This window comes from Vibrio sp. Vb1018 (assembly GCF_033338775.1).
Lineage (GTDB): Bacteria > Pseudomonadota > Gammaproteobacteria > Enterobacterales > Vibrionaceae > Vibrio > Vibrio alginolyticus.
The window spans coordinates 130,404-147,254 of the sequence record NZ_JAWOTI010000003.1 but is presented as its reverse complement, the minus strand read 5'-3'; the positions used below and the strand labels follow the sequence as shown (position 1 = coordinate 147,254).

Genomic DNA, 16,851 nt, shown 5'->3' with positions numbered 1-16,851 from the left:
TATGGGAATATTTTTCGATTATAGTCAGTAATAAAGACGCCTACAATTCCGCTACATCCCAGACTTCATCATTCAAACAGGAAATCGATATGGAATTTGTAACTCTTGCGTTATTAGGTGTGCTTATTGTTATTAGCCCTGGCGCAGACTTTGTTTTGGTATTAAGAAATAGCTTAAATCAAGGACGAAAAGCAGGCGTGTACAGTGCGATTGGTATCAGCATGGCGATCAGCATCCACATCGCTTACTCCATGCTGGGGATCAGTTACTTAATTTCACAAAATGAATGGTTGTTTAATCTCGTGCGCTATCTTGGGGCCGCTTATCTTGCCTACCTTGGGATTAAAGGAATATTCTCCTCGCAACCTGCATCAAACTCAGAAACCGTTCAACAGAGCGAGTATTCAATGTGGCGATTTTTCATGCAGGGATTTCTGTGTAATTTACTCAATCCCAAGACGATGCTGTTTTTTCTGAGTATTTTTAGCCAAGTGATTTCTCCCGACTCTAGTCAGCAACACATCGCCTTGTTCTACGGGATTTATATGATTGCGCTGCATGGTATTTGGTTTTCTATCGTTGCTGTTTTATTCACGTCATCCCAGCTACAAGCTTTCTTGTTGAAGATTAAGCATCGACTCAATCAAGCATGTGGGGCGGGATTAATCATTTTCGGCGCAATGCTGGGCTTAAAGGTGTAGTGCGCTTGCGGTCCGATTACCCCAGTTCAAATTGATCATTGAACAAGTGGCAGTAATCAAATAAAAATCTACATTATCAATACTTTAAATTAGAAAAAAACAGCCAACGTGCGCTGGCTGTTTCGATACAGTTAATGGATGACCCGAGCGTCCCCTTTAAATAACTGAGACAGATCGATAGTGAATATCGTCACTGTCGGACGTTTAGGCAGAGCATTTTCGATCGAAAACTCTGGCCCAGCTGGAACGAGGGGGAAGTGAATAGCAGTCGGCCACGTTGACGAAGCTTCATTACCGCCCGGCTCAGATATTGAGAAAGAAAACGCAGGTAAACGGGTCATAACACTTACCTCAAATGACTGATTAGCGGGCTCAAGCGAGCCCGCTTAGGTTTTGCAATGTTATTGTTATTTTAACGCTTACTTAATCACTAACGGTTGATGACGTTAGATATCAAGTTCTTTGTCTTCAACGTGGTTGGTGATCATCGCTTCAGTGGTGATCATCAAGCCAGCAACAGACGCAGCGAATTGAAGCGCTGAGCGTGTTACTTTCGCAGGGTCCAAGATGCCCATTTCGATCATGTTGCCGTATTCACCTGTTGCAGCGTTGTAACCGTAATCGGAATCACCCGCTTTGACAGCGTTCGCCACAACAGAAGCTTCGTCACCTGCGTTAGTTGCGATTTGACGAAGAGGCTCTTCCATTGCACGTAGCGCAACTCGGATACCCACGTTTTGGTCATCATTGTCGCCTTTTAGATCCGCCAATTCTTTCGCGATCTTAGTTAGGGCAACACCACCACCAGCAACAATACCTTCTTCAACCGCTGCGCGGGTAGCGTGTAGCGCATCGTCCACGCGGTCTTTCTTCTCTTTCATCTCAACTTCGGTTGCAGCGCCGATCTTGATCACCGCTACGCCGCCAGAAAGCTTCGCAACACGTTGTTGAAGCTTGTCTTTATCGTATTGAGAGGTGGTTGTTTCGATTTGTTTTTCAATCGAAGCCACACGATCAGCAATCGCACTTGCTTCTGCTGCACCACCCACAATGGTTGTTGTGTCTTTGGTGATGGTCACTTTCTTCGCACTACCTAGTTGCTCTAACGTTGCTTTTTCGAGCTCTAGGCCGATTTCTTCAGAGATGACCGTACCAGCAGTTAGTACCGCAATGTCTTCCATCATCGCTTTACGGTTGTCACCAAAGCCAGGCGCTTTCACCGCGGTCGCACGCACGATGCCGCGCATGTTGTTCACAACCAATGTCGCTAGCGCTTCACCTTCGATGTCTTCAGCAATGATCAATAGCGAGCGAGAAGATTTCGCCACTTCTTCTAGTACAGGCAATATCTCGCGGATGCTGCTGACTTTTTTGTCCACCAATAGGATGTAAGGGTTGTCTAGCTCTACGCTGCCATTTTCTTGGTTAGTGATGAAGTATGGCGACAAGTAACCGCGGTCAAATTGCATACCTTCAACCACAGACAATTCGTTGTTTAGACCTTGGCCTTCTTCAACCGTAATCACGCCATTGCGACCCACTTTCTCCATCGCTTCTGCAATGATTTCACCGATCGCGCGATCGCTGTTTGCAGAAATGCTACCCACTTGGGTGATGGATTCCTTGTCGCTGCATGGCTTAGACATTTCACGTAGTTTCTCAACCGCCGCTTCAGTGGCTTTGTCGATACCACGTTTTAGGTCCATTGGGTTCATGCCAGAGGCTACCGCTTTAAGACCTTCATTGATGAAAGATTGCGCCAGTACGGTAGCGGTCGTTGTACCGTCCCCCGCTTCATCATTCGCTTTGGACGCCACTTGTTTCACCATTTGTGCGCCCATGTTTTCGAACTTATCTTTCAGTTCGATTTCTTTCGCTACAGACACGCCATCTTTGGTGATGGTTGGCGCGCCGTAAGATTTATCAAGCACAACGTTGCGGCCTTTCGGGCCTAGTGTCACTTTTACTGCGTCCGCCAGTAAGTTCACACCTTTCAGCATTTTTTGACGTGCGTCATTAGCAAATAATACGTCTTTTGCAGCCATGGTTATCTCCTCAAAAAACTACTACAAAAATAATTACTCAACGATTGCTAACACATCAGATTCGGACAGAATTAAGTATTCTGCGCCGTCAATTTTCTCGGTTTTCACGCCGTAACCGTCATTGAAAATGATTTGGTCGCCCACTTTGACTTCCATCGCAGCGCGTTCGCCATTTTCAAGACGTTTACCTAAACCAACAGCAATGACTTTCCCGCGGTTTGATTTTTTCACCGACTGAGAAGTTAAAACGATTCCCCCTTCAGATTTATTTTCCACCTCTTGTCTTTCAACAATTAGCTTGTCATTTAAAGGACGAATTTTCATTTTTAAGTGCCTCCTACTTGGAACCAAAAATAAAAGACAAAATAAACATCAAGATGGATTTGCGAGTCGACAGCTCGCTTTCGATGAAAATAATAAGGTCGAAAAATTAGAGTTCAAGAGGTGAATTTGATAAAAATTTTTTATTAAATTAAATAAAATTTTCTATCGAATTATCGCATTCACAACCACTTAGCATCTCTTTATGATGGAAAATGTGCTCAATCAAATCTAGAGTGGTTACGTACTCTTAAAAAGGATAATCAAACAATGAAAAAGGCCGTATCTCTATTTCTTGCAACGTTATGCGTTGGCTTCCTCTCACCCAACGTGTCAGCTTCTGAACGCGCTGAACAAGGTTGGCAATTGATTGACGAGGGCGCGATGATTGTCGATGTGCGCACGCCGCAAGAGTTTTCTGAAGGGCATTTGGATAATGCCGTCAACTTCCCTTTATCTGAACTTGATAAACATTTTCAAGACGTCGATAAAGATCAAGCTATCGTGTTGTACTGTCGCAGTGGTAACCGCTCTGGCAAAGCGTATCAATACTTACAATCGCAAGGCTTTACGAATCTGCACAATGCAGGTGGCTTTGAAGAACTACAAGACGCCAAATAGTCGTCTCCGTTCTAATATACAAAGTAAAAGCACAGAGCGCGTCGCAAGCGTATTGTAACGCGCTCTGTTTCTAAATACTTATCTACAACAACTCTACTTTGGCCCTGCATCAAATTGAGTCAGGTTATCCGATATCTCGAGCCACGGCGCTTTCGACGCGACAAAAATATGGAAATCAGGCTTGTGAGAAGATGTGTCATCCAAGATACCAAGGCGAATATTGACGATCCCATTGTTCTTTTTCGAATACAGACTTGATCCGCAGTGGCGACAAAAGCATAGCATGGTATTTTCGCTTTTCTGATAAGTTTGAATATCTTCTTTCCCTTGGATAATAAGCAGTTTATCCAACGCAATACCACCGGCAGATGAATAGTCAGAACCTGTGAACTTGCGGCATTCAGAGCAATGGCAATTTCCCATGTACTTAAATTCATCTGCCACTTCCAACTTTACCTTGCCGCACAGACATGAGCCTTTTAGTACTTCCATTTGAATTCCTTTTTGTTATGAATCTAATTGAATTAGATGGCTATCTCGACACCATGCCATTGCAGTACGAAAAATTAAAGACAGGCAATACAGGTTTTCAAAAATGAAACGAAAATGTAAAACTTTCCATTCAGAGGGAGGTGCGCTGACACGTGAAAAATCGAGCTATTTTAGATACAAAAACACCAAGCAATAACGCTTGGTGTTTACCTCACAGAATGTCGCCTCAGAAAAGGCGCTTTCCGCTGTGCTTAAAAAATGCAGTGTTTAGTAAAGCTGGTCGCTTCGTTTGCAGTCCAGTCACCTTTCGGCTTATCTTTCAGGTTTTCACACCATTGCTCGCTGCCGACACCATCTTGCAGAACACAATGCTTTGCAAAGTCTACCGCGTTGTCTGCTGTCCATTCTGTTTTTGGCTTATCGCGCATGTCGTTACACCAGCCTTCAGTGCCCACTTCATCACTACAAGCGGTCAAAGCAGAAGCCGCCAACATCAGCATGACTAGTTTTTTCATAAATTTAAGGTTCCAGTTGCAAACAATAGTAAAATTAAACTCAATCTCTTCAACACGTGCCCATTCAAGTGTCTGAATAAAGGCGTCACTAGCTGAAGTGACTTTTGTATCAACTATAACGAAATTATCAGTCTACGTGTTAAGACATCGAAAAATTATTGAGCGACTCTGTGTAAAGCGCGCCATTCTAAAAGCTATAGGCAGCGCGCTTTCGTTAGCTCACCAACCTTAGAAGAGCCAGTACCAAAGCACGCTAAACGCAGCTCTAATGCCATTTGTTCAAAGTGTTCGACGACAGACTGCGTGCTGATCGTCGCAGCTTTTAATACCGCACCAGCTTGCCCAATGAGATTAGCACCCAAATGAATGGCTTTCGCCGCTTCAAGTCCGTTATGAACACCTCCCGAGGCGATCAACGGTAATGTAGGATGCAGTGCGCGGATTTGAGCCAAACATGTTGCTGTAGGGACACCCCAATCGCGGAAAAGCTCGGCTGCACGCTGCATTTTCGGATTGTCTTGGCAATACCCTTCAACCGCACTCCAGCTTGTACCACCCGCGCCCGCAACGTCAATTGCATCCACACCAGCATCAATTAATCGCTGCGCAACGTGTCCGCTAATACCAAAACCGACTTCTTTGATAATGATAGGAACCTTCACGCGAGATTTAAGCATCTCAATTGCCTGGAAAACACCAACCCAATTGTGGTCGCCATTTTTCTGAAACGCTTCCTGCATTGGATTAACGTGCACAAACAAGGCATCGGCTTGAATCGCCTCAACCGCACGTTGCGCATTATCGAGTTTACCTTTATCGAGCAATTGAGCGGCTCCAAGATTGGAATACAACGGTACTTCTTTCGCCAACTCACGAATGGTTTTACCCAAGCCCGAATGCTGACTTTCTTCTAAGCTAATCCGTTGCGAGCCCACACCCATGGCAATACCTAATTCACTTGCGGCTTCAGCCAAACGACAATTGATCGTTTCTGCGTCTTTTGCTCCGCCAGTCATCGAGCTAATCAAAAACGGTAGCGCTAATTGATGACCAAGAAACTCTGTCGATAAATCGATCGCGTGAAAGTCACATTCTGGCAGCGCACAGTGTTCAAACTCGACAGACTCAAAACCCGCCGTTTTATGCTTCATGCTCATATCATGATGTAAAACAGCATCTAGGTGTAAATCTTTTCGGTTAGTTTGCGGAGCCATAATGTCACCCTAAAGTAAAACAGTCGCGCAGTATTGCGATCCTTATCAGTAACGTCAATGCGAATTTTGTGAATTTGCCGGATTACTTTTCCGAAACGAGTAATGAATCTCGACTGCCCCTGACATTATAAGAAAAGAAACTCGCTTTCCGTTTTAAACAAGCCGGCAAGTTTCTCTTCAAATTGAGATAATCAGCGTACGATACCCATGATGCAAATGGATCACATTGCTCTGTAGTTTACTTTACGCTGTCCGACAGAATTAGCGACACAACAGTGCTTGTCGTCGTTGGTTCAAACTGCTCTGGATCATCACAGAATTGAATTTTTCCTTTTTCTTCTACATGGAACAGCGGTACAACTGAACTACCTTTGTGATGCGCTAAATAGTCTTGATACGTGAAGTTATCGCTCAATTTCGTGTGTTTAACCTCTGCACCACGACTTAACATACTGGCTAGCTGGGTGTAGCTTACATTGCCGCCCATCAGCAATTTACCATGGTACTCCTGAGCCACGGAGTGCTTCTCGCTGCCATTGCCGTTGGTTTTCACTTTTTGTAAGCAGTGAACTTTATCTTCCCCAAACTCGTCGACGAATTGCATGCAAGCCATAATGTTGAAATGCTGGTCGGGCGTTAATGCAACCACTTGTCCTATTCCTATCAAGTTCAAGTTGTCGTCCGCGTGACTAGAAATAGGGTTGCCGTAATAGTAATCCAGTCCCAACATACGAACCTGACTGATGTACTCCCAGTTTGAGTCAGTCATTAATACGCGACGGTCATAACGCGACAACGCCTGCCCTATTTCTCTTGCTACTCGGCTAGCACCAATCAACAAGAAGCCGCATGGTGCTGGCTCTGCGACGCCCAACGTCAGCGCTACAGGACGTGCCGTCGCACTTTGTAACACGACCGTTCCTATAATCACCATGAAGGTCATAGGGACCAGTAAAATCGCTTCATCAATGCCGTATTCGGTCAATTTGATCGCGAAAAGAGACGAAATCGAAGCAGCAACAATACCGCGCGGTGCAACCCAAGACAAAAACAGCTTATCTTTGAGACGCAAGTTGCTGCGGAAGGTTGAAAGAAAAATCGATAACGGACGCGACACTAACTGCATAAATACAAACAACAATAACGCACCGCTACCTAGCGCAGCAAAATCATCCAGACTGATTCGAGCCGCAAGGAAGATGAACAATCCGGTGATCAGTAAAATGGTTAAATGCTCTTTAAAGTGCAGAATTTGCTGAATATTGATGTCTTTAGCGTTTGCGAGCCACATACCCATTACGGTGACGGTTAGTAACCCAGCTTCAGACTCAATGTGGTTAGAGACCGAAAATACACCTAGAACCACCATCAAAACCGCAAATGGCTGCAAATATTCCGGTAGCCAAGAGCGACGCATGATCGTCGCAACTGCATAGCCTGAGGCCGCACCTAGCATGACACCGACAGCAATGATCGTCCCAAACACTTCGACGCTATTTATCGCACTGTGAGATACGATAAACTCGTAAACCATCACAACAAAAAGCGCACCGAGCGGGTCAATCAAAATCCCTTCCCAGCGCAAAATGTTAGCAAGCGTACTGTTAGGTCTTACGGTTCGTAGAAGTGGCACGATGACCGTCGGCCCTGTTACTACGGTTAAGCTGCCGAACAACATGGAAAGCTCCCAAGTAAAGCCGAGGAAATAGTGTGTTGCGATACTGGTCGCTGCCCACGAAATGATCGCCCCGATGGAAACAATGCTCCATACCGAACCACTCACGCCACGAATTTCTTTAAAGTTTAAGGTCAAACTGCCTTCAAATAAAATCACTGCCACCGCTAAAGAAACCAACGGAAAGAGCAAATTACCTAATATCTCATCAGGATTTAACCACTGCATAAATGGCCCGACGATCAGCCCTGCCAACAACAAAAATAAAATCGCTGGCAAACGCAATCGCCAAGCTAACCATTGGCAAACTAAACCAATAACCCCAACCGCTGACAGCACCAGCGCTTCATTACCCACTTGCATCAATAATTACCTGTTTTTGTCTTTTTTCGCGTGAATGCGCTATACCCGAATACATTCAGCCTTACGGTCAAATAGAAACAACCGAACGTGCAAATCAAACGACTGACCTTCGATGACATCGCTACGAAACGCACATGTTTGAAGTCCTTTGGCGATCGCATCAGAATTATGAATATAGTTGACCCCCAATGACTTAACGACTCATTTTTGTTCATCAGGTCTTAAAGTGGCACACAAGTGTGCGACTTTGTCGAATTCATCATTACGCATTGAGTTTCATTATGTAGAATGATTTCTAAAGAAAGCGCGGAACCTAGCACTATATGAGGCTAAGGCATAGAGCATGAACTAAGCTTTAGCGTAAGTGCTCAAAGTTAAGAATCGTGGGTCACGCGACGTACGCAAGGAGAAATGGATTGTACGTAATACTAGCACTGTTCATGGCGTGTCTCGCCATCCTCATCGGAGTGAAAGCCGCCAACCGAGCTGCACTTTTAGAAAAAGAACTAGCCAAACTTCGTGAGGAAGTCACATCACTACGAGCCAGTGTCCATGGGGGCTCAAACCCACAAGTGCACCAACAATCCAGCATCGAAAAAGACACACCATCTGTAGCGACGTCACCTCACATAGAATCACAACAGAAAAATGTCTCATCCTCTGGGGAACATGATCCAGCTGCCAACCTAGATTTTGACCAGAGCGCTGCGAATCAAGGGTACGCCCAGACAAGAGAAGTGCAACTGGATGTTTTTAGTCAAGAAAATGAGTCATTCCTTCAGAGTAAAGTTCAGAGCCTGCTTAGCAACATTCAAGAAAATTGGTTGGTTTGGGTAGGCGCATTGGCCATGCTGATCGGTGGAGGTTATCTCGTACAGGTGATTGGTAGCCACATCCAGTTTTCGCCATTTATGCGAGTATCCTTTGCCTTTGTGCTCTCATTACTTATGGTGCTTGTTGGCGAGTGGTTTCACCGTAAAGAACAACAGAATCCGCAACGGGCAGCACGAGCCCAAGGCTTTACGTATGTTCCTGCTGCCGTTACCGGTACGGGATTAACGGGCATTTACTGCACCGTCATTTTTGCCTTTGTGGTTTATCAAATGCTAACGCCGAGTATCTCGTTGATCATTTTGGCTTCAGCCGCATTTTTCAGTTTAGCATTATCATTGCGACAAGGGCCGTTAATGGCCGTGCTTGGCTTAATTGGTGGCTACACAGCACCACTGTGGATTGGGGGTAATGAACCCAACTACTTCTTGTTAGCCGGATACATCTGCGCAATTTCGTTCGCGGCGACCTTATTGATGCAAAAAGTGCGTAGGGCATGGATTACGCCAAGTATCGCGATTCCACATGTCATTTGGATGTTGCTGTTGATTGAGAGTGTACCAACAGAACGGTTGTTCTCGTGGCTCGCGATTTATCTCTCCATCACTTTGTATCTCATTTTCGCGGTTCCGAGAATGGGTTGGATGCTCAATCCTCGCTTTCGTCACTATCAAAGCAAGTGGACAAACTCGCCGACCGCTACCGCTCTCGCAACTGCTTTATTGACCTTTTCTGCCGTCACCAGAATGCCGGAGCTGAACACTCTACAAATGGCGTACTGTTATACGCTGCTTGTTGCGATCATCTGGCTACCAGCACTTCGTACAGGCTGGTCATTACGTGTATTTTTGCCATCCATACTCGTCTCGGCAACCGCGCTGATAGTTCTTACCATCGCTTTTGATGCGCTGTATATGGTAGAGCGAGAAGCTAGCATCCTATTCGCATTGGCGGTGAGTATTGCGCTGATCTGCTATCGAACATATTGCCAATCACTTAGTGACCGTTCGCAACTCAGTGGGCTGCTTCTGCTGGTACTGGCTCCCGCGATGAGCTTAATTACGTTGTTTTATATTGACGAATTTATGCAGGGCTACCTGTGGTATTGGACTGCATTCTGCGCATTGATGGCCACTTACTACGTTGTGCTTGGTCAGCGTGCACGTTCGTTGGCATTAGAATGCTCTGCCGTTATGCATGCTTTAATCATAGGTATTGCTTTTGTTTGGTTGAGCGATACTTGGTTAACAACAGCAATCTCAATACAAGTTGCGATAATGGCCTTACAGGCTCAAGTCGGGTTATTTCGACCTGCGAGTTGGGCGATTAAAGTGGCAATGGGAATACTGGTTATCCGACTCACGCTGCTACCTTTCATCCCCGAATGGCAACCGGTAGAAGCTGGGCATTGGGCTTGGGTTCTTGTGAGTTATATGCCTTCTCTCTTCATCTTGTCTTATGCTCGTTCAACACTAAAACAAGTGGACCGAGAACTGACCAACTGGTTTGAAGGGGCGTTTTTACATGTATTCTTAATGGCATTGTTCACCCAAACTAACTACTGGTTAACGGGACAATATGGTTACTTGGGGAACATCGACTTCACAAGTGCGGCAGTCTTTGCCAATCAAGCATTAGTTATGGGTTTGGTATACAGCTACCGCAGCCAATTTGCGCAACGCTTAAGCCGTATCTACGAAATCTATAGTTACTTGCTTTGGTGCGCGTTCGCTATATTGATTATTTTGCTTAATACGGCAGAATCGCCGTTGGTGACTGATAACGTCTCTGCACAAGCACTTCCCATCTTTAACATGCTGAGTATCGGCTGGCTGTTACCAGCTTGCATCCTGCTTATCGCAACCTTTAAACGCTGGAATACGTTGCAAGTTCATCGATTTGCGATTGCTAGTCTAGGCTTTTTACTTGCAGCCATTTGGTTGGGGATGTCTATCCGTCAATTCTGGCAAACCACATCGATGATGCTGTATCAGCCAACCAGCATGGCAGAGTTGTTCAGTTATTCAGTGGCTGGCTTGCTCGTAGGTGGATTGCTGACTTGGCGCGGCGTGACCCAACAGGGGCTGATGATGCAGCGTGTCGGTCTAGTGGTCCTTGCCTGTGTCGCACTGAAAGTATTCTTATGGGATGTGAGCTCTCTGGATGGGTTCTGGCGAGCAATAAGCTTCTTAGGCTTAGGTGCGTCTTTGATAGCACTTGGATGGCTATTCCAGAAATTGAATCGTTCGGTGGCAAAAGCACTCGAGCCCTAGACGAGTCAAAGAGAGATTCCCGACAGTGCGCTGTTTTCGTTATTGGGGGACGATAACAGTGTAAAGCCGGGAATCATTGGAGTGTTCGTTACTTCAGTAAAGCGACCACGGTATGACGACGCACGTTTGCTTGCGCATTCAATGCCTGAAAAGTCGAAGTAAACTCGCCAGACTTTTGCATGAATCCATCCAGTTTTGCATTCACCTCATTGACTGAAAGCTGTGCGGTTTTGGTTTGGATAGAACGCATTTGAGTATTCAGTTCACCATGAAAAGCTTTCGCTTCTTGCAAACTCGTTTGAACTTGTTTCAGATGCTGATTTACTTTGGCAATCGTCTGCTTGATGCCGTCGCGTGAGCCTAGATCAAACCCGAGCTCCGCAATACCATCTGGCTCAGACTTTAAGTTCAAAACGTTAGGCTGTCCCGCAGGGAATCGGTGCCCTTCCCCCGTTACCATCACCTTTTGCTGCATTTGTTGATAAGCGTTGTCTCTGGCTTCAAATAAAATGCTGCCATCATCGGCTAATGAGGCTCGCATTCCTAACGCAATCAAGCTGCGATCCAGCATTTTGACCGTTCGCTCACCGTCTGATTGTCCATCAAACTGAATCATCACCGCTTGACCTTGAGGAAAATCCAAACGGATTTGCTCGGCCTTGTCGCTTAAGCGATGAACATTCAAACCTGGAATAGAAAAGCGACGAATATCCGCTTTATCCAGTTTTAAGTGCAGTTCGTTATTTAGGACTTTCTGGCCATCGAAACGTGCTTGCTCAACGACTTTTTGGATGGTGGCTTTAGAACGAACCAATGTATCCTGCAAACCAGGAACATTTTGTACGCCTTGATTAATAGCTTGCGTCAAACCACGTTTAATTTGCGTGAGCTCTTTGCCAATCACCTGCAGCGATTTGGACGCGATCTGAACCGCCGTGGCTTGCTGCTGACCCTGCGTAAGCTGAATACCAGATACAGAGTAGGCTGACGCAGTGTCAGCCTGAATTTGCGCCGGGCGCGGTTTAATTGCCGTACTTGAGTCTGCAGAACGGGTCGGCATGATAGAGGCTTGTTCTTGTCCACCTAAGCGTATGCTATGGGGTCTAACCTCTACTGTACTCATTACCATAAAAAGAACTTCCTAACCTTATAAACGGTCAAACAGCGACAAACCATCGATCTTCACATAGCTTGCTTGCGTTGCTTGCAAAGCGGCCATGTAATTACTCAATCGTACCGACGCTTCACCATAGTCCAGAGCAGAGAGGTCTCCAGATACTTTGTCAACGAACAGCTTGTTTTCACTGTGCGCGCCACCAACAAGATCTAAGTTGTTGTGTCGACCACCAATCTCAGTCATGGTCCCTAGTACGTTTGAAAAAGTATCGTCGATAGCGCTGATACTCGCCTCAACTTCAGCTCTGAAGTTGGCGGTAGGGCTCTCAAACTCTTTGATCAGCGCATCAATTTGGTTAAGCACGTTATGGCCTCCCCCAAGGTCCAATATTTCTTTTGCAGTCATATTGGAATCCATCGTGACACCTTTAGCAATTGTTACTACGCGCTTGTCACTATTACCTTCAATTACGTAGCTGCCGCTCGCTTTACTTACAGCCGCAGTATCCGTTTTAGTACCAGAGAAAAGGTAGTGCCCTTCTTCATCCTGCGCGTTAAAAGACGACTCAATAGAGTCACGGTAACTCTTAAGCTCTGTAATCATACCGCCACGACTTTCGTCAGTAAGAGAGCCGTTCGCACCCCAAAGCGCGATGTCTCGCATGCTTTTTAAGCTTTCTTTGATCGAATCTAAATGGGTTTCTTGACTCGATAGCGTCGTTTTTACGTTTTCAATGTTGTTTTTGTACTGAGCAATCGCACTGGTTTCTCGGTCTAAGTTAAGCAACTTGATCGAAGCCATTGGATCATCAGACAGCTTGGTTAAGCGCTTGCCAGTAGACATCTGTTGCAGAGCTTCGCCTAATCCCGCGCTATTGCTCTGCAAGCTGTGCAACATCATTTGACTAAATTGATTGTCACTAATTCGCATCTAAACTTTCCTCTTAGAATAACTGCAGAATAGAATCGAGCAGTTGATTTGCTGTGCTGATCACTTTCATGTTGGCATTGTGCGCATTAGCAAACATCATTAGGTTAGCCGCTTCTTCATCGCTGTTTACGGAACTAACATTATCGCGAGCTGCGTGCGCTTGCTTGTTCATGGCTAACTTCGCTTGATAATCAGCATTAGCTTGGCGTGCTTTAATTGCGGTTTGACCCACCATTGAACTAAAGGCATCGTTCAAGCTTACTGAGCCGTAACCTGATACCGCCACTGGCTTGTTGCTTAACTCGATCAATGATTGCAACGCATCTGCGTTACCAGGTGTTCCATCACTTGAGAACGCAAGCTCATCTGGAGTTAGCTTGGTAATATCCAAACTGGCTGCAGGGTTTGCTGGGTCATAGCTGAACAAAGGTTTACCTGGGTTGCCATTTAAGTCTTTGCCAGTCGCAAGTACGGCGTTGTATTCATCCGCGAGAGCTTTCGCCATGTCATTCAGAGCCAATTGGTTTGGTTTCAACACTTCGGTTTGATAGTCATTAATCGCACCTAATTTGCCACCAAGCGAGTCACCAATCGCAAAACTTTGATTCGAGAACGTGACGTGTAAGTCCGCCAAGTAAGGATCACTCGGGTCAGGAATGGCTTCCAGTTTGCCATGGTCCGTACCCATCACAAGCGGTTGACCAGAGGTTAGTGTGACCTGAACACTGCCGTCATGCTGCTGTGTTGTTTTGATTTCAATGGTTTGAGATAACTCACCGATTAACCTATCTCGTTCATCCATTAACTGTGATGGGTTACCACCTGTACCTTGCATCTCTACCAGTTGCTTGTTCACCTTCGCGATATTTTCCATAAGGCTATTCGCGTGGTTAAGCGCTGCATTACGTTGATCGCTCATGTCTTTATGTTGATTGTATAAAGATTCGGTAAGCGTATTAAAACGGCGGGCCAAAGCTTCAGATTCGTTAATGATCTGCTGGCGGTAAGGTATGGATTCCGGCTTAACGGTCGCATCGTTAAGCGCAGCGTTTAGCGAGTCCAAGCCAGCCGATATACTGAAACCATCGGCACCAAGCGTATTCTCCAGCTGACTCATGTTACTGGTGTATCCAGATGCGTATGCCGCCATACTGTTAGTCGACCACGTTTGCTTAATCAGAAATTGATCAGTAACGCGGCGAATGCTAGTGACTTCTACCCCTAAACCTGGACTTAAGCGATTGGCTTTACCATCATCGACAGACGCCATCAACGCTTGTTGACGACTGTAACCCACGGTATTCACGTTTGCCACGTTTTGCGCGGTTACGTCTAGGGCCACACGGTTCGCGCCTAAACCTGAAAGGGCAATATTAACTAGGTTCATTTACAGCTCCATTTTTCTGATCAACGGCTGAGAAAACGCGGTAGTCATACCGGCCTCACCGAATACCTGTTTAACAGAGGCGACGGCTTGAGAAGCGGTATTAAATAGGCTTGAATTCTTCTCCACCTCTTTAGAATCTACTTGTGAGATAGATTCAGAATTCGAACCTTTACCATCGTTAGCGGATGAGATGTTGCGCGCAGCATCGAAAGCAACCTCACGCATAGACGGGCTCAGCTGCTGGATGAGCATATTGGCAATGCCTGAGCTCTGTTTCTTTGCTAGTTCCATCGCCAGCTGACCGTCATACATATCACGGAACACCCCTTGTTGCTGACTGGCAAACGGGCTGTCTTTATCAGCAAGAGCGTCACTACTGCTGCGCATTTGGCGTAACACCATTTGTAGGAACATTGCCTCAAATTGACCTGCGACGACTTCAAGTGCGCCTTCTTGATCACGACTATGCTTGATGTTAGCCAATGCACTATTGTCGTGATAAAGCATCGAATTTAACTGAGTTTGTTCATTGGTACTGTCTAGCTTCATCCTTAACTCCTTATATCACGACCAATTCAGCGTTCAATGCACCCGCTTCACTCAAAGCTTGCAGGATAGACATCAAGTCTGTAGGCGTGGCACCTAAACTATTTACCGCATTAACTATGGTGTTAAGTTCCGTGCCTGGAGGCCAAATCACCATCTGAGCAAGATCTTCATTCACATCAAGGTCCGTTTGGTTAACGACTTTCGTATCGCCATTTGCAAACGCATTAGGCTGACTAACTTGTTGTGATTCAGAAATTCGCACGGTCAAGTTACCGTGACTTACTGCTGCTTCACTCACTTTGACACTCTTACCGATCACTACGGTGCCAGTGCGAGAGTTAAAGACAATACGAGCAGGTTTACGGCCTTCAACGACGCTCATTTCTTCAAGCATCGACATCATGACGACACGCTGCTGTGTATCTTTTGGTGCACGCATATCAATGCGCGCTTTATTGATCGCAACTGCAACGTTAGGTCCAAAAGTGTTGTTAATTTCACGCGCAATATTTTTTGCTGTAGTGAAGCTAGGCTTGCGCAGGTTTAGGGTGATTTCATCACGTTGGTTGAAATCGGTTTTGATTTCTCTCTCTAAAGTCGCACCATTCGGAACGCGACCCGCCGTTGGTGTGTTTACTTCTACTTTGGAGCCACTTCGCCCCTCTGCAGATAAGCCGCCCACAACCACGTTACCTTGCGCAATCGCGTACACTTCGCCATCAATACCACGTAAAGGCGTTAGCAATAACGTACCACCGCGAAGGCTCTTTGCATCACCGATTGAAGACACAACCACATCCAACGTTTGTCCTGGGCCTGCCATTGGGTCAACGGACGCTGTCACACTCACAGAAGCCACATTTCGTAGCTTAGGGTTCATACTGTCATCAATTTGAACCCCAAACTGACGTAGCATGTTGGTAATAGATTGAGAGGTAAATTTCACTTGGTTTCGGTCACCTTGGCCGGCTAAGCCAACTACCAAACCATAACCAACCAGTTGGTTTTCTCGAATGCCGCGAACATCGACCAAGTCCATGATCGGAATTTCCGCTTCAGCACGTGAAGTGCCTGGTAGTCCCAAGGTCAACACCAATAGGAGAGACATAAAGAAAGATTGCATTGTCTTCATTAGAAAGGTACCCATGGGCTGTTGAAGAACTGAGTTAGCCACCCGGCTGCGTTGCTGTCAGCTAGCGCTCCGCGACCTGCGTAGGTAATTCTTGCATCAGCAATTCGTTGAGAAGAAACTTGGTTACTGCGGTTAATATCATCCACACGGACGATACCGGTTAGACGAATAAACTCGTCGCCTTGATTCAGACGAAGCCATTTTTCACCGCTGATACGCAATACGCCATTAGGTAATACTTCATGTACCGTTACCGTAATGGCACCTTGAAGCTTGTTGCCTTGTGAACTTGATGCACTGCCATCGAAGTTACGTTTGCCATCCACGCTAACCCCTAACTCATCGATAGTTTTCGTGCCTATGGTCGGCGCCACAAAGTTAATTGCTGAACTTTTACCGAACTTAGTACCCGCATTTTTACTCGATGAGGTTTCTTCTGATAATTGAACCGTTAATACATCGCCAACTCGGTAAGCACGACGATCCTGGAACAGGGTCATCGTGTATTGGTGACGATAAAGGCTACCAGATTGGGTTTCCGGCAGCGTGTAATCGAGCGTTGGTGGTGCATATTCCTCAGCATTCGGCTCAGGCGGAATAAATTCCTGACGGCCAGCACATCCCACCAGCAACACGGCGGCTACTGCCCAACTCTTAGAAAGCCATTTCATTGCTTTTTCCTTCA

At 45.9% G+C, this 16,851-nt stretch carries 16 protein-coding genes; 3 read left to right on the top strand and 13 right to left on the bottom strand.

Annotated features, from left to right (window positions below; translation table 11 throughout):
• Positions 1–89 precede the first annotated feature (89 nt).
• Positions 90–701, top strand: coding sequence for a LysE family translocator (locus tag R7Z10_RS05375; protein WP_213905994.1), 612 nt, complete (start codon positions 90–92; stop codon positions 699–701).
• A 131-nt stretch (positions 702–832) separates the two neighbouring features.
• Here R7Z10_RS05375 and R7Z10_RS05370 read toward each other — a convergent pair whose 3' ends face one another.
• From R7Z10_RS05370 to R7Z10_RS05360, 3 genes are all read right to left on the bottom strand, one after another.
• Complete coding sequence (locus tag R7Z10_RS05370; protein WP_005373984.1) at positions 833–1,042, bottom strand: hypothetical protein; 210 nt, start codon at positions 1,040–1,042, stop codon at positions 833–835.
• A 105-nt stretch (positions 1,043–1,147) separates the two neighbouring features.
• Positions 1,148–2,746 (bottom strand): chaperonin GroEL, encoded by a 1,599-nt coding sequence (groL, locus tag R7Z10_RS05365; protein WP_154204180.1) that lies wholly within the window; start codon positions 2,744–2,746, stop codon positions 1,148–1,150.
• 33 nt (positions 2,747–2,779) lie between these two features.
• Positions 2,780–3,070 (bottom strand): co-chaperone GroES, encoded by a 291-nt coding sequence (locus tag R7Z10_RS05360; protein ID WP_005373989.1) that lies wholly within the window; start codon positions 3,068–3,070, stop codon positions 2,780–2,782.
• 267 nt (positions 3,071–3,337) lie between these two features.
• Between R7Z10_RS05360 and R7Z10_RS05355 the strand changes: the two genes are divergently transcribed.
• Complete coding sequence (locus R7Z10_RS05355) at positions 3,338–3,688, top strand: rhodanese-like domain-containing protein (protein WP_025768015.1); 351 nt, start codon at positions 3,338–3,340, stop codon at positions 3,686–3,688.
• A gap of 93 nt (positions 3,689–3,781) precedes the next feature.
• Here the strand turns inward: R7Z10_RS05355 and R7Z10_RS05350 are convergent, their stop codons facing one another.
• The 4 genes from R7Z10_RS05350 to R7Z10_RS05335 form a co-directional block, all read right to left on the bottom strand.
• The gene (locus R7Z10_RS05350; protein ID WP_017635116.1) at positions 3,782–4,180 is read right to left on the bottom strand and encodes a GFA family protein; all 399 of its coding nucleotides are present in this window, start codon (positions 4,178–4,180) and stop codon (positions 3,782–3,784) included.
• Between the two features lie 251 nt (positions 4,181–4,431).
• Entirely contained in the window at positions 4,432–4,695 is a 264-nt protein-coding gene (locus R7Z10_RS05345; RefSeq protein WP_005373992.1) for a DUF3012 domain-containing protein, read from the bottom strand.
• A gap of 194 nt (positions 4,696–4,889) precedes the next feature.
• Positions 4,890–5,909, bottom strand: coding sequence for a type 2 isopentenyl-diphosphate Delta-isomerase (gene fni, locus R7Z10_RS05340; protein ID WP_025768016.1), 1,020 nt, complete (start codon positions 5,907–5,909; stop codon positions 4,890–4,892).
• Between the two features lie 238 nt (positions 5,910–6,147).
• Positions 6,148–7,947, bottom strand: a complete 1,800-nt coding sequence (locus R7Z10_RS05335; protein WP_318104232.1) for a sodium:proton antiporter — start codon at positions 7,945–7,947, stop codon at positions 6,148–6,150.
• Between the two features lie 416 nt (positions 7,948–8,363).
• Between R7Z10_RS05335 and R7Z10_RS05330 the strand changes: the two genes are divergently transcribed.
• The gene (locus R7Z10_RS05330) at positions 8,364–11,051 is read left to right on the top strand and encodes a DUF2339 domain-containing protein (protein ID WP_318104230.1); all 2,688 of its coding nucleotides are present in this window, start codon (positions 8,364–8,366) and stop codon (positions 11,049–11,051) included.
• Positions 11,052–11,139: 88 nt separating this feature from the next.
• Here R7Z10_RS05330 and R7Z10_RS05325 read toward each other — a convergent pair whose 3' ends face one another.
• Genes R7Z10_RS05325 through flgH form a run of 6 tightly spaced genes read right to left on the bottom strand, consistent with a single transcriptional unit; the run spans position 11,140 to position 16,837 of the window.
• On the bottom strand, positions 11,140–12,180 hold the full coding sequence (locus R7Z10_RS05325; RefSeq protein ID WP_005373996.1) for a flagellin: 1,041 nt from the start codon (positions 12,178–12,180) through the stop codon (positions 11,140–11,142).
• Between the two features lie 18 nt (positions 12,181–12,198).
• Positions 12,199–13,098: a flagellar hook-associated protein FlgL gene (gene flgL / locus R7Z10_RS05320; protein WP_005373998.1), complete on the bottom strand. Its 900-nt coding sequence runs from the start codon at positions 13,096–13,098 to the stop codon at positions 12,199–12,201.
• 13 nt (positions 13,099–13,111) lie between these two features.
• Positions 13,112–14,485, bottom strand: coding sequence for a flagellar hook-associated protein FlgK (gene flgK / locus R7Z10_RS05315; RefSeq protein WP_005374000.1), 1,374 nt, complete (start codon positions 14,483–14,485; stop codon positions 13,112–13,114).
• A complete protein-coding gene (locus tag R7Z10_RS05310) occupies positions 14,486–15,034 on the bottom strand; it encodes a rod-binding protein (RefSeq protein WP_005384422.1) in 549 nt (182 codons plus the stop codon). It abuts the gene before it with no gap.
• A gap of 10 nt (positions 15,035–15,044) precedes the next feature.
• Positions 15,045–16,166 carry a flagellar basal body P-ring protein FlgI gene (locus tag R7Z10_RS05305; protein ID WP_017819770.1) on the bottom strand — a complete coding sequence of 374 codons (1,122 nt, stop codon included), beginning with the start codon at positions 16,164–16,166 and terminating at the stop codon, positions 15,045–15,047.
• Positions 16,166–16,837: a flagellar basal body L-ring protein FlgH gene (flgH, locus tag R7Z10_RS05300; RefSeq protein ID WP_017635111.1), complete on the bottom strand. Its 672-nt coding sequence runs from the start codon at positions 16,835–16,837 to the stop codon at positions 16,166–16,168. The genes R7Z10_RS05305 and flgH overlap by 1 nt, the downstream gene beginning before the upstream one ends.
• Between the last annotated feature and the right edge of the window lie 14 nt (positions 16,838–16,851).